The organism is Curtobacterium sp. MCLR17_044, assembly GCF_003234435.1.
In the GTDB taxonomy this organism is placed as follows: Bacteria; Actinomycetota; Actinomycetes; order Actinomycetales; family Microbacteriaceae; genus Curtobacterium; species Curtobacterium flaccumfaciens.
Map to the genome: position 1 here is coordinate 70,406 of NZ_QKTC01000003.1, position 19,925 is coordinate 90,330.

The 19,925-nt window shown below is 70.5% G+C and carries 20 protein-coding genes; 8 read left to right on the forward strand and 12 right to left on the reverse strand.

The window, feature by feature from the left end:
- Positions 1 to 70 precede the first annotated feature (70 nt).
- Positions 71 to 463, forward strand: coding sequence for an SdpI family protein (locus DEJ04_RS03000; protein WP_111046209.1), 393 nt, complete (start codon positions 71 to 73; stop codon positions 461 to 463).
- Positions 464 to 583: 120 nt separating this feature from the next.
- Here DEJ04_RS03000 and DEJ04_RS03005 read toward each other — a convergent pair whose 3' ends face one another.
- Positions 584 to 1,009 carry a DUF3151 domain-containing protein gene (locus DEJ04_RS03005; RefSeq protein ID WP_111039402.1) on the reverse strand — a complete coding sequence of 142 codons (426 nt, stop codon included), beginning with the start codon at positions 1,007 to 1,009 and terminating at the stop codon, positions 584 to 586.
- Between the two features lie 275 nt (positions 1,010 to 1,284).
- On the opposite strand from DEJ04_RS03005, the gene DEJ04_RS03010 reads away from it, so the two are divergent.
- Entirely contained in the window at positions 1,285 to 2,916 is a 1,632-nt protein-coding gene (locus tag DEJ04_RS03010) for an ABC-F family ATP-binding cassette domain-containing protein (RefSeq protein ID WP_111046210.1), read from the forward strand.
- Positions 2,917 to 2,934: 18 nt separating this feature from the next.
- On the opposite strand, the gene DEJ04_RS03015 is transcribed toward DEJ04_RS03010, so the two are convergent.
- The 4 genes from DEJ04_RS03015 to DEJ04_RS03030 all read right to left on the reverse strand — a co-directional run bounded on the left by DEJ04_RS03015 (position 2,935) and on the right by DEJ04_RS03030 (position 5,752).
- Positions 2,935 to 3,630, reverse strand: coding sequence for an SDR family oxidoreductase (locus DEJ04_RS03015; protein WP_111046211.1), 696 nt, complete (start codon positions 3,628 to 3,630; stop codon positions 2,935 to 2,937).
- 10 nt (positions 3,631 to 3,640) lie between these two features.
- A complete protein-coding gene (locus DEJ04_RS03020; protein ID WP_027464919.1) occupies positions 3,641 to 4,132 on the reverse strand; it encodes a VTT domain-containing protein in 492 nt (163 codons plus the stop codon).
- A gap of 68 nt (positions 4,133 to 4,200) precedes the next feature.
- The gene (locus DEJ04_RS03025; RefSeq protein ID WP_111046212.1) at positions 4,201 to 5,232 is read right to left on the reverse strand and encodes a YihY/virulence factor BrkB family protein; all 1,032 of its coding nucleotides are present in this window, start codon (positions 5,230 to 5,232) and stop codon (positions 4,201 to 4,203) included.
- A gap of 4 nt (positions 5,233 to 5,236) precedes the next feature.
- Positions 5,237 to 5,752, reverse strand: a complete 516-nt coding sequence (locus tag DEJ04_RS03030) for a hypothetical protein (RefSeq protein ID WP_111046213.1) — start codon at positions 5,750 to 5,752, stop codon at positions 5,237 to 5,239.
- A gap of 63 nt (positions 5,753 to 5,815) precedes the next feature.
- Here DEJ04_RS03030 and DEJ04_RS03035 point away from each other — a divergent pair, with 63 nt between their 5' ends.
- A complete protein-coding gene (locus DEJ04_RS03035; protein ID WP_111046214.1) occupies positions 5,816 to 6,556 on the forward strand; it encodes an MBL fold metallo-hydrolase in 741 nt (246 codons plus the stop codon).
- Between the two features lie 170 nt (positions 6,557 to 6,726).
- Here the strand turns inward: DEJ04_RS03035 and DEJ04_RS03040 are convergent, their stop codons facing one another.
- The 7 genes from DEJ04_RS03040 to DEJ04_RS03070 all read right to left on the reverse strand — a co-directional run bounded on the left by DEJ04_RS03040 (position 6,727) and on the right by DEJ04_RS03070 (position 13,196).
- Positions 6,727 to 7,770 carry a Gfo/Idh/MocA family protein gene (locus tag DEJ04_RS03040; RefSeq protein ID WP_111046215.1) on the reverse strand — a complete coding sequence of 348 codons (1,044 nt, stop codon included), beginning with the start codon at positions 7,768 to 7,770 and terminating at the stop codon, positions 6,727 to 6,729.
- A 73-nt stretch (positions 7,771 to 7,843) separates the two neighbouring features.
- The gene (locus DEJ04_RS03045) at positions 7,844 to 8,770 is read right to left on the reverse strand and encodes a prenyltransferase (protein WP_071404934.1); all 927 of its coding nucleotides are present in this window, start codon (positions 8,768 to 8,770) and stop codon (positions 7,844 to 7,846) included.
- Entirely contained in the window at positions 8,767 to 9,237 is a 471-nt protein-coding gene (locus tag DEJ04_RS03050) for a lycopene cyclase domain-containing protein (RefSeq protein ID WP_181437717.1), read from the reverse strand. Before DEJ04_RS03050 ends, DEJ04_RS03045 begins: the two co-directional genes overlap by 4 nt.
- Entirely contained in the window at positions 9,234 to 9,566 is a 333-nt protein-coding gene (locus DEJ04_RS03055; RefSeq protein ID WP_027464925.1) for a lycopene cyclase domain-containing protein, read from the reverse strand. The genes DEJ04_RS03050 and DEJ04_RS03055 overlap by 4 nt, the downstream gene beginning before the upstream one ends.
- Positions 9,566 to 11,206 (reverse strand): phytoene desaturase family protein, encoded by a 1,641-nt coding sequence (gene crtI, locus DEJ04_RS03060; protein ID WP_111022696.1) that lies wholly within the window; start codon positions 11,204 to 11,206, stop codon positions 9,566 to 9,568. Before crtI ends, DEJ04_RS03055 begins: the two co-directional genes overlap by 1 nt.
- On the reverse strand, positions 11,203 to 12,141 hold the full coding sequence (locus tag DEJ04_RS03065; RefSeq protein WP_111039393.1) for a squalene/phytoene synthase family protein: 939 nt from the start codon (positions 12,139 to 12,141) through the stop codon (positions 11,203 to 11,205). Before DEJ04_RS03065 ends, crtI begins: the two co-directional genes overlap by 4 nt.
- Positions 12,138 to 13,196, reverse strand: a complete 1,059-nt coding sequence (locus DEJ04_RS03070) for a polyprenyl synthetase family protein (protein ID WP_071404931.1) — start codon at positions 13,194 to 13,196, stop codon at positions 12,138 to 12,140. The genes DEJ04_RS03065 and DEJ04_RS03070 overlap by 4 nt, the downstream gene beginning before the upstream one ends.
- 21 nt (positions 13,197 to 13,217) lie before the next feature.
- On the opposite strand from DEJ04_RS03070, the gene idi reads away from it, so the two are divergent.
- The 5 genes from idi to mmsB all read left to right on the forward strand — a co-directional run bounded on the left by idi (position 13,218) and on the right by mmsB (position 19,910).
- Positions 13,218 to 13,760: an isopentenyl-diphosphate Delta-isomerase gene (idi, locus tag DEJ04_RS03075; RefSeq protein WP_111046217.1), complete on the forward strand. Its 543-nt coding sequence runs from the start codon at positions 13,218 to 13,220 to the stop codon at positions 13,758 to 13,760.
- Between the two features lie 246 nt (positions 13,761 to 14,006).
- A complete protein-coding gene (locus DEJ04_RS03080; protein ID WP_056069638.1) occupies positions 14,007 to 15,056 on the forward strand; it encodes a magnesium and cobalt transport protein CorA in 1,050 nt (349 codons plus the stop codon).
- 116 nt (positions 15,057 to 15,172) lie between these two features.
- Positions 15,173 to 16,192 carry a LacI family DNA-binding transcriptional regulator gene (locus tag DEJ04_RS03085; protein ID WP_017886425.1) on the forward strand — a complete coding sequence of 340 codons (1,020 nt, stop codon included), beginning with the start codon at positions 15,173 to 15,175 and terminating at the stop codon, positions 16,190 to 16,192.
- Between the two features lie 905 nt (positions 16,193 to 17,097).
- Positions 17,098 to 18,621, forward strand: a complete 1,524-nt coding sequence (mmsA, locus tag DEJ04_RS03090) for a multiple monosaccharide ABC transporter ATP-binding protein (protein ID WP_042538695.1) — start codon at positions 17,098 to 17,100, stop codon at positions 18,619 to 18,621.
- Complete coding sequence (mmsB, locus tag DEJ04_RS03095; protein WP_111046218.1) at positions 18,618 to 19,910, forward strand: multiple monosaccharide ABC transporter permease; 1,293 nt, start codon at positions 18,618 to 18,620, stop codon at positions 19,908 to 19,910. Before mmsA ends, mmsB begins: the two co-directional genes overlap by 4 nt.
- Positions 19,911 to 19,925: the final 15 nt, after the last annotated feature.

Genomic DNA, 19,925 nt, shown 5'->3' on the forward strand with positions numbered 1-19,925 from the left:
CCGGTGTTCGCACGTCGCACACCCGCATCCCGCGGCGTGCAGTGCGAACACCGGTGTTTTGCGTGCAGAGATGACGCTTGACGCAGCCAGAATCTTACGTTTCAGTGGGTGGATGCTCTTGTCGGCGGTGATGCTCATGGCGAGCGGCTTGGTCGTCTCCGCCGTCGCCGAGCTGACGGCGCGCGGCGTCCTCGGCCCGAACGGCGGTGCCGGGATTCGCATTGCTTCCGTGATGCGATCGAAGACAGCGTGGACGGTCGGCCACCGCGCTGCGCGAGCGTGGCTGCACACAGGGGCTGCGGCGTTGTTCGGGTCGGGAGTGCTGAGCGCCGTGGCATCGACGCGCATCGTCGAGGTCGCGCTGCCCATCGGGATGGCACTCGCGCTCGGTTTCCTCATCGTGAGCGGCGTCGTCGCGAGTCGAGCCGCTCGGCGGTCGGACGCCGCAAGCGACGACCGCTGACCGGCGCAGCCGTCCCGCCTGGCGCCTCGTGGCCGTGCCCGTGCCCGTGCACAACCAAAGCCACCTCGAACCAGGGGTTCCCGCGGTTCGAGGTGGCTTTGGTTGTGCGGAGCGCGACGCCTACGCGCCGGCGGACAGGGCGCGCAGGGCCTCGGGATCGCTCGCGTTCAGGAAGTCGGTCAGGCGTTCGGCCTCGCCCGGCTCCTCGATCGCCTCGGCCGCACGCCGCAGGGCGAACAGCGCCCGCAGCACGCCACGGTTGGGCTCGTGCGACCACGGCACCGGACCGACACCGCGCCAGCCGGCCTTGCGCAGGGCATCGAGCCCGCGGTGGTACCCGACACGGGCGTACGCGTAGGACTCGAGGGTCGCGCCGCGCGCCCACGCCTCGTCGGCGAGCAGCGCCCACGCCAGGCTCGACGACGGGTAGGACACCACCACGCTGGCGACGGGGGCCTCCGCCTCGATCGCGGCGGTCACCTCCGGCTCGGCGGGCAGCAGGGTCTCGGGGTTCGACGACGGGGTCGGCAACAGGTTCTCCGGCATGCCCCCAGCCTGTCATCCCTTGCGGGTGCCCGTGTCAGGGGATTACCGTGGAGGTCACCTCGTCGTCATCGCGGGGCCGCCGGGGCGGGAGACCGACCGGCGGAACGGATGGCGGACACGGGGGTCCCCCGACGGAAGCAGACGGATTGCTGTCGATCACCGGTACCGCTCAGCCCACGCGCTGACACCGTGATCGCGCGCCCCGTCGGGCGCTCCACCGCACCGCGGTGGCCTCGGTGTCGTGCGCCCAGCATCGACACCGGGAGACACCCCCCATGCCCACCAGTCCGTCCGTCGTCCTGCACGACGTCACCTTCGCCTGGCCCGACGGCACCGTCGCGCTCGACCACCTCACCGCCGCCTTCGGACGTGGCCGGACCGGCCTGGTCGGGAGGAACGGAGCCGGCAAGTCCACGCTGGTCCGGCTCGCGACCGGCCGGCTCCACCCCACGTCGGGCAGCATCACGACGTCGGGTCCCGTCGACCACCTGCCGCAGCGCCTCTCCCCACCGGCACGGCCTGATCGCCGCTGGCGCGTCGATCAGGAACCGGCGGCGTGGGCCCACGCCAGCGAGGACGACACCGTCGCCGACCTGCTCGGCGTCCGGCCCACACTCACCGCGCTCCGGGCCGTCCTGGCCGGCGACGCCACGGCCGCACAGCTCGAGGCAGTCGGCGACGACTGGGACCTGGAGGAACGGGCCGCCGCGGTGCTCGACCGGGTCGGGCTCGACGGCACCGACCTCGACCGGCCGGTGTCGACGCTGTCCGGCGGGCAGTCGGTGCTCGTCGCCGTCGCCGGGGTTCGGTTGCGCGCCCGGCCGATCGTGTTCCTGGACGAGCCGACGAACAACCTGGACCGCCGGGCCCGCGGGCTGCTCCTCGACCTGGTCGACGACTGGCGCGGCACCCTCGTGCTCGTCAGCCACGACCGGGAACTCCTGGAGCACGTCGACGAGACCGTCGAGCTCCGCGCCGGGTCGATGACCGTGTTCGGCGGGACGTTCAGCGCGTTCGAGGAGCACCTGGCCGTGCAGCAGGCGGCCGTCGAACGCGAGGTCCGGGTCGCCGCACAGCGACACCGCACCGAGAAGCGGCAGCGCATCGAGGCCGAGACGAAGATCGCCCGGCGTGCCAAGGCCGGCGAGAAGGCGGGCCGATCGATGCCGAAGATCCTGGCGAACGAGCAGCGGAAGAAGGCGCAGGAGACCGCCGGCCGGCTCCGCGTCGGGTACGCGGACGACGAGGCCGCCGCACTCGCCACCAAGCGCGAGGCCGAACTCCGGCTGCGCGACGACGAGTCCATCCACGTGACCCTGCCCGACCCGGACGTCCCGGCGTCACGGCAGATCGCGACCGTCACGGTGCGCGGACGGGACGTCATCGTGCAGGGGCCGGAACGGATCGCCGTCACCGGGGACAACGGCGTCGGCAAGTCCACCCTGCTCGAGCAGCTCGTCGGCGACCCCGCCGCGCGGGAGCACCCGCTGCCCGAGACCACGGCCGTCGCCCACGTCGACCGGATCGCGTACCTGCCGCAGCGGAAGGACAGCCTGGACGACACCGCGACGGTGCTCGACAACGTGCGCCGGGACGCCCCGCACGTGCCCGTCGCCGAGGTCCGCAACCGGCTGGCGAAGTTCCTGGTGCGCGGGGACACCGTCGACCGCCCGGCCGGGGACCTGTCCGGCGGGGAGCGGTTCCGGGTCGCGCTGGCGGCCCTGGTGCTCGCCGACCCGCCGCCGCAGCTGCTCGTGCTCGACGAGCCGACGAACGACCTCGACCTGACGAGCGTCGACCAGCTCGTGGACGCGCTGCGGGCCTACCGGGGAGCACTCGTCGTGGTGAGCCACGACGAGACGTTCCTGGAACGGCTCGAGCTCGACGAACGGATCGAGCTGCGGTGACCCGTCGAGGGACGGACGTCAGCGCCGTCGGGTCGGGCGGATCGCGAGCGACTCGACGGTGCCGCGCTCGGGCAGGTCGACGACGGTGCGGACCGCGGCGGCCACGTCCTCCGGCGCCAGGTAGTAGTCGGTGTCGTAGGACTCCCCGAGCTTCGCCACGAGCTGCCGCTGCATGTCCGAGTCGGTCCGGCCCGGGTGCACGCTCGACACCCGCACGCCGTTCGCCCGCTCCTCTTCGCGCAGGGCGTCGGCGAAGGCCCGCAGCGCGAACTTCGACGCCGCGTACACGCCACCGCCGGGGCCCGAGTGGAACCCGGAGCCGCTGTTGATCGGCACGACGATGCCCCGCGCCGTCCGGAGCGCCGGCAGCGCCAGCCGGGTGAGCTCGGCGACCGCGAACACGTTCGTCGCGAAGACCTGCTCCCACACCGCGCGCGGGGTGTCGGCGACGGTGGTGCCCTGCTCGACACCGGCCGAGTGCACGAGGACGTCGAGCCGATCGGGCAGCGCGGGGACCTCGCCCGCGCCCAGGTCACCGACGAACGGCGCCGCGCTCGGCAGCTCCTGGACGAGGGCGTCCACGGCGTCGGCGGACCGGCCGCCCACGAGCACGTGGTGGGTGCGGCCGAGGTCGGCGGCGATCGCGCGCCCGATGCCGCGGGTGGCTCCGGTCACCAGGGCGACCGGACGGTTCTGGAGCTGGTCTGTCGTCACGGAGGCCAGCCTACGGAAGCCGGGCCGGGCCTCCTGTGCGGTCACGGCGACGACGCAGGACCGTCAGCGCGACGCCGGCGACGACCACCAGGCCCACGAGCGCCGCGATGCCCCACGGCGAACCGGCGAGCGCCGCGACGACCGCCCAGAACACGGCGAGCCCGACCGTCGCGTACAGGAACGCCCATGCCACGCACCCCGGCACCATCGCGATCGTGTACCGCCACCAGGCGACCCGTGCCAGCCCCGCTGCGGCGTTCATCACCGTCTGCAGGCCGACCACGACGAAGCTCACCGTCACGACGGGCAACCCCCAGCGATCCAGCAGCGCCGACCCGCGGCGGACCGCCGGTGACCGCAACCAGCCGCCCCACCGCGATCGGGACGCACCCGTCACCGCGAGCCGCGCGACCCAGTACGTGGCCTGCGCACGGCAGAACACGATCACGAAGAGCGCGAGGACGAGCCACCGGAACGGGAGCCCCTCGAGGAAGGACGGCACGCTCGCACCGTAGCGTCCCGATCCGGAGAGCGCCCGTCAGTCCTCAGCGCCGGTCACCCGCGCGACGCTCAGTCGTTGTCCACTCCCTGGCGGATGCGGATGCCCTCGAGCACGTCCTGCGCGCGCTGCTCGTCCTGCTTCTCGATCTGGCGGGTGTCGCGCTCGGGGAGCTGGATGTCCTCCTCCGCCCGGATGCCGGCCTGCAGCTCGCGGCCCCGCTCGATCTCGGCGTCGAACTCGGCACCGAAGAGCAGGGCGTTGTTCGTGATCCAGATCCACAGCAGGAACACGATGACCCCACCGAGGGAGCCGTACGTGGCGTTGTAGTTCGAGAAGTTCCCGACGTAGAACCCGAAGCCGACGCTCGCGATGATCCAGATGAGGATCGCCAGGATCGATCCTCCGCTGACCCACCGGAACTTCGGCTGCTTGACGTTCGGCGACCAGTAGTAGAGCACCGCGACGACGATGATCGCGATGACGAGCAGGATCGGCCACTGCACGATGAGCAGCACGGTCGCGGCCACGTCACCGAGCCCGATGACGTCGCCGAAGCTGCGGGCGAACGGTCCGCTCACCAGCACCAACAGGCCGACCACGAGCAGGACGACGGTGGTCACCGTCACGCCGAGCATGGTCGGGCGGAGCTTCCAGATCGGCCGGCCCTCGCGGACGTTGTAGATCCGGTTCATGGCACGGCCGAACGCGCCCACGTAGCCGGAGGCCGACCAGAGCGCACCGAGGACACCGACGATGAACGTGATGGGAGCTGCGGGCGAGCGGACGAGTCCCTCGAGCGGCTCCTTGATCAGGTCCACGACCTGGTCCGACCCGATGTTGCCGATGATCTGCAGCAGGGTCTTGATCGTGTTGTCGGCCTGTCCGACCAGGCCGAGCAGCGACACGACCGCCAGCAGCCCGGGGAACAGCGCGAGCACCGAGTAGTACGTCAGGCTCGCGGCCAGGTCGGTGCACTGGTCGCTCGTGAACTCGCGCAGCGTCTTCTTCAGCGTGTAGACGAGCGTCGGCTTCTTGAGGTCGGTGGGGTTGTCGGGCTTCCGGGAGTCGTCCGGGTCCGGCTTCTGCTCTTCGTGCGCCATGGGACTAGCCTCTCGCCTTCACGGCCTGCTTCGACCGCTTGACCGCCTGCTTGCGGTTCTTGTTCGCCCGTCGCTGCACCGCTGCGATGCCGACCTGCTGCTTCACACGACCGCGGTGTGCCGGGTCACGCTCGAGGGCTTCCTCGGCCGCCTTGGCCCGCGCCTTCCGGCCCTTGCGACCTGCCTGCGCCTGCTCCTTCGCCGAGGGGGCGTCGCCACGCGCGCCGAACGGCAGCAGCGCGGTGAAGGCCGAGTTCGCCGGCGGCTGAGCCAGGTGCCCAGCGGGCTTGTTCCGGAGCGCGATGCCGAGGACGATCGCCGCGACACCGGTCAGCCCGGTGATGCCCATCGCCACCAGCGGCGTGGGGTCGCGGTGCCACCGCTGCTTCGTCTTGGCGACCGCGAGCCGCGTCCGGGCGGGCAGGTCCGCGCGTCGCTTCAGCTCCGTCACGGTGTCCGTGATGCCCTCGCGGGTGCGCACGTTGGCGAGTTCGAGCTCGGGCAGACTGTCCTTGGCCATTCCCCATTTCGTACACGTCCCACCCGGGATCGTGCCCAGCAGGCCGCGTCTACCGTGCCGCACATGCTCTTCCGGGACGCCGCCGAGGGGATCCACCGCCTCGAGATCGCACACACCAACACGTACCTCGTCGAGACCGGCGATCGGTTGCTCGTCGTCGACGCGGGGTTGCCCGCCGCATGGCCGCACCTGCAGCTCGCCGTGCACGACCTGGGCTACACGCCCGACCAGGTCGAGGGACTCCTGCTCACGCACGGGCACTTCGACCACGTCGGCACCGCCGCACGGATGCACCGAGACTGGGGCACGCCCGTGTTCGTCCACCCGGGTGATCGGCACCTCGCCGCGCACCCGTACTCGTACCGGCCGCAGACGAACCGCTTCGGGTTCGTGGCGCTCCACCCGGGTGGTCTGCGCCCCCTGGGCCGGATGCTGCTCGCCGGTGCGGTCACGGTCGACGGCATCGCGGACACCGAACCGCTGGAGAGCCGCGCCGCCGTGCCGGGCAACCCGTGGATCATCGAGACCCCGGGGCACACCGACGGCCACGTGGCACTGCACTTCGCCGACCGTGACGCCGTGATCGCCGGGGACGCGCTCGTCACCTTCGACCCGTACACGGGAGGGATCGGACCGCGGATCGTCGCACCCGCGGCGACCTCCGACGTCGACACGGCTGTCGCGTCGCTCGACCGGCTCGCGGACACCGAGGCGAAGCACGTGCTGCCCGGCCACGGGCCGGGCTGGTCGCTCGGCGTGCGGCGGGCCGTCGCGCAGGCGCGGCGGGTGGCCGGCGCCGCCTGACGCGCGAGCGACAGATCAGGGGGACCGCACCGGGTCTGGTTCGCGAAAGCGACAGTGTGCCGCGAACGTTCCGCAACCCACTGTCGCTTTGACGCGGTGGACGCGACCAGGGCCGGCCTGGAGGCGCGGTGCGGGCCCGCCCCGCGCCTCCAGGCCGTGGGTGGGTGCGGTCAGGACGGGACGACGACGTCCTCGGGCAGGCCGGACGCCGCGGAGCGGCCGGCGGCCTCCATCAGCGCGAGGCTCCGCAGGTTGTCGCGACCGCTCGTCTCGGGGGCGGGGCCGCCCTGCACCGAGCGGGCGAACGCCTGCAGCCCGCCCTGGCGGTCGGTGTGCGCGAGCACGGGGAGCTCGACCGGCTCGGCGACGTCGTCCTGCGTGCGGCGGACGGTGACCCGGTCACCGTCGACCGCGTTCGGCTCACCGTCGCGGCTCGTGAACCAGAGCTCGCCGTCCTCGCCCTCGATGCTCCACTCCCCGGCCCAGGCGGTGCGCGGGCCGCGGCTCAACCAGCTGCCGCGGTAGTTGACGACCGTGCCGCCGTCGAGCTCGATGATCATCGAGGCGACCGCTTCGTCCTGGTACTTGCTGTACGCGGGGTAGCTGGCCTTGGCGAAGACCCGGACGGCCTCTTGCCCGGTGATCATCCGGAGCAGGTCGAAGTGGTGGATCGCCATGTCGTTGATCATCGCGTGCGGGAACCGGTAGTGCGGGTACGTCTCGGCGGGCTGGTCGTTGTCCCACTGCCGGAAGTCGACGTTGATCGCGGATACCTCGCCGACGACGTCCGCCTCGAGCATCTCCTGCACGACCCGCGGTGCCGGGTACCAGCGGTAGTTCTGGCTGACCTGCAGCACCAGGCCGAGCTCCTCGGCGCGACGGACCGCGGTGACGGCCTCGTCGGTGGTGTTGGCGAACGGCTTCTCGACCAGGACGTGCTTGCCGGCATCGAGGGCCTCGAGCGCGAGCGGCACGTGCGTCACGGCCGGGGCGGTGATGACGACGGCGTCGGCCTCGACCGCGGCGAGCGCCTCGGTCAGGGACCCGAACGCCGCGGAGGCCGGGAGCCCGAGGTCGGTCCGCACGGCCTCGAGCGTCGGTGCCGACGGGTCGACGATCCCGACCACCTGCACTTCCGACACCTCTGGGATGGCGGTGCGGGCCCAGTTGCCGCCCCACCCTCCGAGACCGACGTGGATGATCCGGACTCTCATGCGCGCACTCCTTCGTGACTGCCGTCGTGACTGGTGACGCACCACGGACGCCGCGGTGCGTGCGTCCAGTCTGTCAGTGCGTGAAGGCGTACGCGATGAGTGCCATCGTGACGATGAAGCCCGCCAGGTAGTTGATCCAGAGGAAGCGCTTCCACCCGGCGTTCGCGGCCTCGGCGCCCTGGTCGGTGATGTTCCACCACGGCAGCACGTTGAGCGCGTACGGGATGACGACGATCGCGGCGATCGGCCCGGGGAACGCCGAGAACAGCAGCGCGACGCCGGCGACCAGGTAGGCGACGAAGGCCAGGCGGACGGTGGCCCGGGCGCCGATCACGGTCGCGACGGAGCCGATGCCACCGGCACGGTCGGCCAGGACGTCCTGCACGGCACCGAACGCGTGCGAGGCCACGCCCCACAGGAAGAACGCGATGCACACGGCGACGAGTTCACCGGTCCAGTGCGGGCCCGCCAGGGCGAGGCCGTAGATCGCCGGCGAGACGAAGTGGGTGCTCGACGTGAGCGAGTCGAGGAACGGCTTCTCCTTGAACCGCAGCCCCGGTGCCGAGTACGCGATGACCGCGAAGACGCTGATCGCCAGGACGAGCCACGACCACGGCCCGTTGCCACTGACGGCGCCGAGCACCACGAGCGCGACGAGGAAGGGGACGTTCGTGACGACCACGGCCCACAGCGTGGTGCGGTGGACGCTCTTGTCGAGCAGGGCGCCCTCGACGCCGCCCTTGCGCGGGTTGCGCAGGTCGGACTCGTAGTCGAAGACGTCGTTGATGCCGTACATCGCCAGGTTGTAGGGCACCAGGAAGTACACGACGCCGACCAGGAACGCGACGAGCGAGAACCCGCCGCCGCCCTCGACACCGACCCCGCTGCCGAGCAGGTACGCGGCGCCGAACGGGTAGGCGGTGTTCACCCAGCTGATCGGGCGCGACGACACGAACAGGGCGCGCAGGGTCGACGGCCTGGAGGCGGTGCTGGCGTTCACTTCATGTCCTCTGCTGGTGCTGTGGTCGGGCCGAGCGCGGGGCGCGCGCCGGTCCGGTCGCGTGCGCCGGTCCGGTCGCGTGCGCCGGTCCGGTCGCGTGCGCCGGTCCGGTCGCGTGCGCCCGTCCGGTCGAACAGGACCCACAGGCTGGGCAGCAGCACGATGGCGGACATCGCGTAGGCGAGGTCCTCGACCGGGATCGCACCGATCTTCGCACCGCTGATGAGCGAGGGGTCGTAGGCGACGATCCGCAGCGTGACGATGACGTTGTCGAACACCATCGTCATCACCAGCAACGCGACGCCGGCGATCACGGACGTGAGCACCGCGACCCGGCGCCCGACCGCGGGCCGTCGACCCGCCGCACGGGCCCGGCGGGCGGCGACGACGCCGGCGACCACGGCCACGACGGCCGTGACGCCGAAGAACGGCAGGGCCAGGAGCGCGTACGCCCCGGTGCCGTTCACGCGCGCCGCCGATCGGTCGCCCGCTGCACCAGGGGCCGGACGAAGCCGACCAGGTCCATCGTCGAGTAGCAGAGCAGCAGCAGGAAGAAGAGCTCCTCGAGCGGGACCTCGGGGGCCAGGAGCACTCCGGTGAGCAGGTTCTGCGGCCCGATGAAGAAGATGCCGGCAGCGACACCGGCGACGTCCCACACCATGAAGAACGCGACGCCGACGACCATCACGGCCGCCGCCCGCCACGGTGCCCGCCAGAAGAACAGCCGGAAGCGGGCGTCCAGCACGGTCATGCCGACCAGGGACACCACCAGGCCGGCGAGGTAGACCCCGGGCATCAGGCGGTCTCGGTCCGGTCCCGCGGGGCCCCGAGGGGCGTCGGAAGCGGCTCGGTGCTCCGGTCGCCGTGGATGCGCTTGAGCAGGACCTCGGCGCTGATCAGGCACATCGGCAGACCGATGCCCGGGATCGTCGAGGCACCGACGTAGTACAGGCCCTCGACCTTCTTCGACGCGTTCTTCTCGCGGAAGAACGCGCTCTGCTTCAGGGTGTGCGCCGGGCCGAGCATCGAGCCGTTCCAGGCGTTCAGGTCGTCGGCGAAGTCGCGCGGCCCGATCGTCCGGCGGACCCGGATGCGGTCGCGCAGGTCCGGCACCCCGGCGCGCTCGGCCAGCACGTCGATGGCACGGTCGGCGATCTGCTCGACCTGGTAGTCGCCGGCTCCGTCGATGCCGCCCTTGCCGATCGACAGGTCGGCGGGCAGCGGCACCAGGATGAACAGGTTGCTGGTACCGGGCGGGGAGACGCTCGGGTCGGTCTCGGACGGGGCGCAGACGTAGATCGAGGCGGGGTCCGGCACGTGCCGGTCGTCCCCGAAGATGGCGCCGAAGTTCGCCTTCCAGTCCGCGGTGAACATCAGGGTGTGGTGCAGCAGGCCCGGCGTCGGACCGTCGATGCCGAGGTACACGAGCACCGCGCTCGGGCCTGGGTCGCGCTTCTTCCAGTGGTCCGCGCCGTGGGTGCGGTGCTCACGCTCGAGCAGCTGCATCTCGGTGTGCTGCATGTCGGCAGCGCTGACCACGAGGTCGGCGGGCGCCGTGTGCTGCACACCGTCGCGGTCGCGGTGGACGACCCCGGTGGCGACGCCGTCCTCGACGACGATCCGTTCGACCTTCGCGCCGGCGATGATCTTCGCGCCCTCGGCCCGGGCGACCCGCTCGACGGCGGAGATCACCTCGGTGATGCCGCCCTTCGGGTAGAGGACGCCGTCGGCCAGGTCGAGGTGGCTCATCAGGTGGTACATGCTCGGCGCCGCGTACGGGCTCGTGCCGAGGAACACCGCCGGGTAGCCGAGGATCTGCCACAGGCGACGATCGCGCACCGCGGTCTCGGCGAAGGTGGAGAGCGGCTCGAGCAGCAGGCGCGCGAGCTTGGGCAGACGACGCAGGACGTCGGGTGCGGCGAGCTTCGTGAGGTCCTGGAAGCTCGTGTAGAGGAACCGGCGCACGGCCATCGTGTAGGTGTCCTCGGCCGACGCGAGGTACTTCCGCATCCGCTCGCCGGCACCGGGCTCGATGGACTCGAACAACGCGATGTTGGCCTCGGCGTCGGCGCGCAGGTCGATCGGCTCGTCGTGGCCCTCGCTGTAGACGCGGTAACCGGGGTCGAGCTTCACCAGGTCGAGTTCGGCCTCGGCCGACGTTCCCAGCAGCTGGAAGAAGTGGTCGAAGACCTCGGGCATGAGGTACCACGACGGCCCGGTGTCGAACCGGAACCCGTCCTGCTCCCACGAGCCGGCACGGCCGCCGAGCTGCGTGCGCTGCTCGAGCACCGTCACCGAGAAGCCGTCGCGTGCGAGCAGCGCGGCGGCCGCCAGGCCGCTGATGCCGCCGCCGATGACGACCGCGCGGCGTGCGGGCACCTTGCGCCGGGTGGTGGTGGCGACCGTCGTCGGTCGGGAGGCGCGGGGCGGGGTCATGAGGAGCCTCCCGGCCGGTGGGTGGTGACGCGCGACCGGAGCGGTGCGCGTCCGGCGAGGACCTGCGCCGCGAGGCGCACCTTCACCGGGTTGGGGACGCGCACGCGCGTCGTGACGAGGCGGCTCGCCGGGGTGCGCGCGAGTCGGTCGTTGAGTTCCTGGAACAGCGCGTGGGCGAGTCCGACGGCGTTGCGGGCGTCGGCCGGCAGCAGCCGGATCGTGCGTGCTGCGTGGTCGAGGTCGGCCTGCACGTCGGCGACCAGGCGGTGCTTCGTGGCCTCGTCGAAGGAGCGGATGTCGACGCCCGGGAAGTACGAGCGACCGAGGACCTCGAAGTCGGCGTGCAGGTCACGCAGGAAGTTCACCTTCTGGAACGCGGCGCCGAGCGCACGTGCACCGGCGACGAGTTCGGCCTGGTCGAACGTCGGCCGACCGGCGCGGTACACGAACGCGCGCAGGCACATCAGGCCGACGACCTCGGCGGAGCCGTACACGTACGCGTCGAACGAGGCGTCGTCGTGCTCGGTGCGGTCGAGGTCCATGCGCATCGAGGCGAAGAACGGGGCGGTGAGCTCGGCGCCGAAGCCGGTGGCGCGGGCTGTCCGGGCGAAGGCGTGGACGACCGGGTTCACCGAGAAGCCGAGCGCGATGGCCCGTTCGGTGTCGGCCTCGAGCTCGTCGAGCACCGTGCGGGCGAGCTCGCGGTCGAGCCCGGCCTCGGTCGCGGGGCCGTCGACGACCTCGTCCGCGACGCGGACCAGCGCGTAGACGTTCCGGATGTGCTCGCGCGTGTCGCGGGCCAGCATGCGGCTCGCCAGGCCGAACGACGTGGAGTACCGGTCGATGACGACACCCGACGCGGCCTCGGCCGTGGCGTCGTAGAGCTGGAGGCGAGCCGGACGGGATCCGGTCGCCGTGGTGGTGCTGTGGGTCACCGGGCGCGCTCCACGAGTTCGGTCACGAGGGCCTCCAGGCGGTCGGCGAGGTCGTACGGCAGCCGGGCGAGCTCGGCCCGGGCGAGTGCGGTGTGGTCGGCGACGCGTGCTTCCGCGGCGCCGCGCGCACCGCAGGACACCAGGGTCGCACGGACCTCGTCCGCGCGCGCCTCGGTCAGGTCCGGGTCGCCGAGGTACGGCTCGAGGTCGGGCCAGCAGTCCGTGGTCGCCGCGTAGGCGATCAGCATGGTGCGCTTGCCCTCGCGCAGGTCGCCGAGCACGGTCTTGCCGGTCATGGTCTCGTCACCGAACACCCCGAGCAGGTCGTCGACGATCTGGTACGCGATGCCGATCTCGCGACCGAAGGCCCCGAGGGCGGTGACGATCTCCTCGTCAGCGCCGGCCAGGACGGCACCGGACTGCAGCGGAGCCTCGAACGAGTACACGCTCGTCTTCGCCCGCTCCATCGCCAGGACCTCGTCCACCGTCGGCATCACGCCGAGCGCCAGGTCGACGTCGGTCATCTCGCCGGCAGCGCTGGCGAACACCGCCTCGTCGAGCAGTTCGAGCAGCCGCTCGCGACGGGTGCCGTCGACGCCCGCAGCCTCGATGAAGCGGGGCGCACCGGCGAGCGCCAGGTCACCGGCGATGACCGCGGCACTCATCCCCCGGTGCTCGGCCGTCGGCAACGGCAGGCCGCCCGTCGTCCCGTTGTCACGGAAGGACCCGGCGACGTTCGGCTGACCACGGCGCGACCAGTCGCGGTCGATGACGTCGTCGTGCACCACGAGTGCGGTGTGCAGGAGTTCGTAGGCCGCGGCGACGTTGGCGGCTGCGTGCACGTCAGTGCCGCCCATGCCGGCGTACGCGGTCATGACCATGCGGGGCCGGAAGCGCTTGCCGCCCATGCTCGCCTTGCGGAGCACGCGCCACAGTTCTTCGGACGGTCGGCCGTAGCGCTCGGCGCGTGCCGACGACACGGCGAAGAAGCGCTCGAGGCAGTCGTCGACGAGCGCGAGGTCGATGTGCGGCACGGTGGTCGCTTCCTCGCTCATTGGCCTAACCTATCGACACAGATGAACGCTTTCCCTGAATCCGTGGTGCTCCTGGCCGACGACCGTACCCCGATCGGCACGGCGGACAAGTTCACGGTGCACACAGCCCACACGCCCCTGCACCTGGCGTTCTCGTGCCACGTCCGGAACACCGACGGTGACGTCCTGGTGACCCGACGAGCACTGTCGAAGAAGACTTGGCCGGGGGTGTGGACGAACACCTTCTGCGGCCACCCCGGTCCGCACGAGTCCTTCGAGGACGCCATCGCCCGTCGGGCCTCTCGCGAGCTCGGCATCACCGTGCGGGACGTCGAGGTCGTGCTGCCGGAGTTCCGGTACCGCGCGGTCGACGCATCGGGCATCGTGGAGAACGAGGTCTGCCCCGTCTTCCGTGCCGTGACCGACGACACCCCGGCGCCCGCGGACGACGAGGTCGCCGAGTGGGCATGGGTGTCCGAGGACTCTCTCAGGCAGGCCGTCGCTGGCGCACCGTTCGCCTGGAGCCCATGGCTCGGGTGGCAGCTCGCCGAGCTCGAGACCGCTGGGCTGCACGTCACGCGCTGACGCTCCTGCGCCTGCCGCGACGGGTTGTCCGACCCGCGCCGCAGGCGTACGCTCGACCGTCGGCAGCGCTCTGGGCGCCGCCACGACGAGACGAGAAGGGCAGGTGAGGCGCGATGTCGGGTGACCATCCTCGATCGGGCCGGCCGCCCGTGTCGGTCGTCGCGCCCGCTCGCTGACCCTGCCCCGCCCCGGATCGCCTCCGGGGCGCCATCGCGCCCGCCTGCTCCCCACCGAAGGAGCACGCACATGGCACTGATCGACAACGCGATCTACGTCCGGGGACGCCGCGTGGAGTCTCCGTCGACCCTGTCGCGCCCGGCTCGTGGCGACCTGACGTGGATCGGGCTGCTCCGGCCCGACCCGCACGAGCTCGAGGCCGTCGCCACCGAGTTCGACCTGCACGAGAACGCCGTCGAGGACGCCCGCAAGGGACACCAGCGCGCCAAGCTCGAGCGCTACGGCGACACCCTGTTCCTGGTGCTCCGGCCGGCCTGGTTCGACCCGTCCGAGGGCACCGTCGAGTTCGGCGAGGTGCACCTGTTCGTCGGCGACCACTTCGTGGTGAGCGTCCGGCACGCCGCTCGACCCGACCTGGCGGCGCTGCGGGCGCAGGTCGAGGCGGACCCGGAGTTCCTGGCGAAGGGGTCCGAGGCCGTGACCGCGGCCGTGCTCGACGAGGTCGTCGACGGCTACGGCCCCGTCGTCCAGGTGCTGCAGGAGCAGATCGACGCCATCGAGGACCAGCTGTTCGCCGGGCAGGTCGACCCGGGGGTCTCGAAGCGCATCTACCAGCTGCTCAGCGAGGTCCTCGCGTTCCAGCGGGCCACCACCCCGGTGCCGGCGATGGTCACGGGGCTGCTCCGCGGTGCCGACAAGTACGGCGTCGACGACGACGTGCAGCACCGCCTCCGCAACGTGCACGACCACGCACTCCGCGTCACCGAGCGGGTCGACTCGTTCCGCGCCCTGCTCGAGAACGCCCTGACCCTGCACGCCACCCTGGTGTCGCAGGAGCAGAACGAGGCGATGCGCCGGATGACCAGCGCGAGCCTGGCCCAGGGCGAGGAGAGCCGGCAACTCGCCCGGGCAGCACACCGCCAGGGCGAGGAGGTCAAGAAGATCTCGTCGTGGGCGGCGATCCTGTTCGCACCGGGCCTGATCGCCGGTGTCTACGGGATGAACTTCGACCACATGCCCGAGCTGCACTGGCACTACGGCTACCCGGTCGCGATCCTCGGCATGCTCCTGCTGATGGGCGTGCTCTGGGCGATCTTCCGCAAGCGCAACTGGCTCTGAGCGGACGGCGGATCGGCGCACAGGTGGCGTCGATCCGCCGGACGTGCATAATGATCTGGCCCGGATGTGAACGTGCACATCGATGTGCCACGACACCCGGGCGGAAACGAGCAGCAATGGCGTCATCGCGGACACAGCAACCGCGTTCGCCCAGCATCCGTGACGTCGCACGGATCGCGGGCGTCTCGCACCAGACCGTCTCGCGGGTGCTGAACAACTCGGACGCGATCCGGGCCGAGACACGCGACAAGGTCCTGGCGGCCATGGAGCAGCTGCAGTACCGGCCGAACCGGGCCGCACGCGCCCTGGTCACGAGCCGGACCCACACGATCGGCGTCCTGACGGCCCGCCGCGCCCACTACGGTCCCGCCGTGGCACTGCAGGCGATCGAGGACGCCGCGATGCTCCGGGGCTACTCGGTCACGACTGCGAACATCGCCGAGGCGACCGATGCCGCCGTGCGTGAGGGACTCGGGCACCTGCTCGACCTCGACGTCGAAGGCATCGTCGTCATCGCACCCCAGCAGCGGGTCTTCGACCTGATCGCGGAGCTCGGTATCCGCACCCCCTACGTCACCATGCGCGCCAGCGTCGGTGAGGACCCGACCGCCCTGTGGGTGGACCAGATGGAGGGCGCCCGGCTCGCGACCGCGCACCTGCTCGACCTGGGGCACGAGTACGTGCGGCACATCGCCGGACCGCAGGACTGGATCGAGGCCGACGCCCGGATGCAGGGGTTCCTGCGCGAGATGTCCGACCGCGACATGGCCGTCGCGCCGCCGATCCTGGGCGACTGGACCGCCGACTTCGGGTACCACGCCGGCCGCGAGCTGCTGCGGTGGCGGGACTGCACCGCGATCTTCTGCTCGAACGACCAGATGGCGCTCGGCGTGATGCACGCGGCGCGCTCGTACGGACTCGACGTCCCGGGTGACCTGTCCGTGGTCGGCTACGACGACATCCCCGAGGCGAAGCACTTCTGGCCACCGCTCACCACGGTGCAGGTCGACTTCGCCGAGCTCGGGCGGCGCTGCGTGGACCTGCTGCTGCCGAGCGAGGGCGAACTGCTCCGCCCGATCGACATCGTCCCGCAGCTGGTCGTGCGCGCCTCCACGAGCGCGCCCCGCACGCGCTGACGCAGCTCGGGCTGGTGCGGCGCCCCGGAGTACCTGCCACGGACTTCTGCCCAGGGACGCCCGGAGACACCCGGTACGCCCGAAACCACCCGGCGTCCCCGGAGTACCTGCCACAAACGGGCATACCTGCCACGAACTTCCGACCAGGTACGCCCGAAGACACCAGGTACGCCCGGAATGACTGGGTACACCCGAAACGTCTCGGTACACCCGAAACCAACCGGCCACCCCGGAGTACCTGCCAGGAACGGGCGTACCTGCAACGAACTTCCGACCAGGTACGCCCGGAATGTCCAGGTACGCCCGGAATGTCCAGGTACGCCCGGAACGACCAGGTACGCCCGGAACTAACCGGTACGCCCGGAACCACCCGGCCACCCCGGAGTAGCTGCCACGAACGGGCGTACCTGCCACGAACGTCCGACCAGGGACGCCCGGAAGCACCAGCCACGCCCGCTCCGACGAGGCGAGCGGAGCTCCGGACGCGACCACGAAGCGGACCGGAGGCCCGTGGCGGGCCCGCCACGGGCCTCCCGTCCGCGCATGCGGTTCCGCGCAACAAAACGCCCGTTCGCGGGGCCCCTGGCCCCAACCCGGGGGACGTTCCCTCCGGATCACGCACGCCGTTACGAAAACGCGACCAATCCGAATTGACAGCCACACCGAGGCTGTGCGTAAATTGCCTCCGTCCAGCCGATGTGACCGTTCACATGAGCGTCACACCGAGCCGGATCCGGACGCGACAACGAAGTCCACACAGGCCCCCTGTGCTTTCGCTGCCGCAGCAGAACCACCCGAACACACTGCCGCACCGAAGCGGCAGAAGGAGATGCACTGTGGCGTCAACCCCGATCGACACCGGCCTCGAGACCCGGTCGATCACCGCACCCGAGACGATCCTCGAGATGCGCTCGATCACCAAGGAGTTCCCTGGTGTGAAGGCGCTGGCCGACGTCTCCCTCAGCGTCCGCGCCGGCGAGATCCACGCGATCTGCGGCGAGAACGGCGCCGGCAAGTCGACCCTGATGAAGGTCCTGTCGGGCGTCTACCCGTACGGCACCTACAGCGGCGAGATCGTCTACGAGGGCGAGGAAGTCCGCTTCTCGAACATCAAGCAGTCCGAGCAGGCCGGCATCGTCATCATCCACCAGGAGCTGGCGCTCGTCCCGGAGCTCTCGATCACCGAGAACCTGTTCCTGGGCAACGAGCCGAGCCGCGCTGGCGTCATCAACTGGACCGCCGCGCAGCTCCGTGCGCAGGACCTGCTCGCCCGCGTCGGCCTGGCCGACGACCCGGACACGCAGATCAAGAACATCGGTGTCGGCAAGCAGCAGCTCGTCGAGATCGCGAAGGCCCTGCACAAGGACGTCAAGCTCCTGATCCTCGACGAGCCGACCGCCGCGCTCAACGAGAACGACTCCCAGCACCTGCTCGACCTGATCGTCGGACTGAAGGCCAAGGGCATCGCGAGCATCATCATCAGCCACAAGCTCAACGAGATCGAGCAGATCGCGGACGAGATCACGATCATCCGCGACGGTAAGGCCATCGAGACGCTCAACGTCAAGGCGGACGGCGTCAACGAGGACCGCATCATCCGCGGCATGGTGGGCCGCTCGCTCGAGTCGCGCTTCCCGGACCGCACCCCGAAGATCGGCGAGACCTTCTTCGAGGTCCGCAACTGGACGGTGCAGCACCCGATCGACCCGTCGCGTCTGGTCTGCAAGGCATCGAACTTCCACGTCCGCAAGGGCGAGATCGTCGGCTTCGCCGGCCTGATGGGCGCCGGACGCACCGAGCTGGCGATGAGCCTGTTCGGTCGCTCCTACGGCACCTGGCTCGACGGCCAGATCATCAAGGACGGCCGCGAGATCAAGGTCACGAACGTCCAGCAGGCGATCGAGAACGGCATCGGCTACGTCTCCGAGGACCGCAAGGCGCTCGGCCTGAACCTGCTCGACACCGTGAAGCGCTCGACGGTCGCCGCCGACCTGCAGAAGATCTCGAAGGCCGGTGTCGTCGACTCGCTCGAGGAGTACTCGGTCGCCGAGAAGTACCGCAAGATGCTCCGCACCAAGGTGCCGAGCGTCGAGGACAACGTCGGCAAGCTCTCTGGTGGCAACCAGCAGAAGGTCGTCCTGTCCAAGTGGATGTTCACCGACCCCGACATCCTGATCCTCGACGAGCCCACCCGCGGCATCGACGTGGGTGCCAAGTTCGAGATCTACGGGATCATCCAGCAGCTCGCGGCCGAGGGGAAGGGCATCATCCTCATCTCGTCCGAGCTCCCCGAACTCCTCGGTCTCTCCGACCGGATCTACACCATCTTCGAGGGCCAGATCACCGCTGACCTCCCGGCCGACCAGGCCGATCCCGAATCGCTCATGCGCAGCATGACCTCCGCGCGGAAGGGCGCCACCGCCTCATGAACAACCTGAAACTGCTCTTCGGCAAGGGCAACAGCATCGGCCAGTACGGCATGATCATCGCCCTCATCGTGCTGCTGATCTTCTTCTCGGTCACGACGAACGGGCTCATCCTCGAGCCGACCAACGTCATCAACCTGTTCCTGCAGTACTCCTACATCCTGATCCTGGCGCTCGGCATGGTCATGGTCATCATCGCGGGGCACATCGACCTGTCGGTGGGTTCGGTCGCAGCGGTCGTCGGCATCGTCGTGGCGCAGTCCATGGCCGTGTGGGACTTCCCGGTGTGGGCCGCCATCATCCTGGGTCTCGCGTGCGGTGCCCTGATCGGTGCGTGGCAGGGCTTCTGGGTCGCGTTCGTGAAGGTCCCGGCCTTCATCGTGACGCTGGCCGGTCAGCTGATCTTCCGTGGCGTGAACCAGATCATCGGCAACTCGACGTCCGTCCCCGTGCCGAACGGCTTCACCCCGATCGGCGCCGGCTTCCTCGGTGACTTCGGCCCCGACTTCGGCTACAGCAACGGCACGCTGCTCATCGGGCTCGTCACGATCCTCGCACTCATCATCATCGAGGCCCGCGGCCGCGCCCGCCGCCGGAAGATGCAGGCAGAGGTCCCGCCGCTGTGGGTCTCGATCGTCCGCACCGGCATCCTGGTCGCCGTCACGCTCGTCGCGACGTACCTGTTCGGTGCCGGCCCGGTCGGCACCTCGGTCCCGATCGTCGCGATCATCCTCGGTGTCCTGACCATCGTCTACGGCTTCGTCACGAAGAACACGATCTTCGGTCGCCAGGTCTACGCCGTCGGTGGCAACGCCAACGCCGCCGTCCTGTCCGGTGTCTCCGCGAAGAAGGTCAACTTCTTCGTCATGATGAACATGTCGGTCCTCGCCGCGATCGCCGGCATGGTGTTCGTCGCCTACTCCGGCGCCTCGGGCCCCGCGGACGGCACCGGCTGGGAGCTCGACGCGATCGCCGCCGTGTTCGTCGGTGGCGCGGCGGTCGCCGGTGGTGTCGGCACGATCTCCGGCTCGATCATCGGTGGTCTCGTGATGGCGCTGCTGTCGAACGGTCTGCAGCTCATGGGCCTCGAGTCGAACCAGGTGCAGATCATCCGCGGCCTGGTCCTGCTCGTCGCCGTCGCCTTCGACGTCTACTCGAAGTCGCAGGGACGCCCGTCGCTGATCGGCGGCATGATGCGGCAGTTCCAGCGGAAGGACACCGAGCAGAACACGGTGGCCGCCCAGCAGCCGCGGTCCATCGAGGACCAGCCGGACAAGATCACCCTCCCCTAGTCCCAACTCCCCACA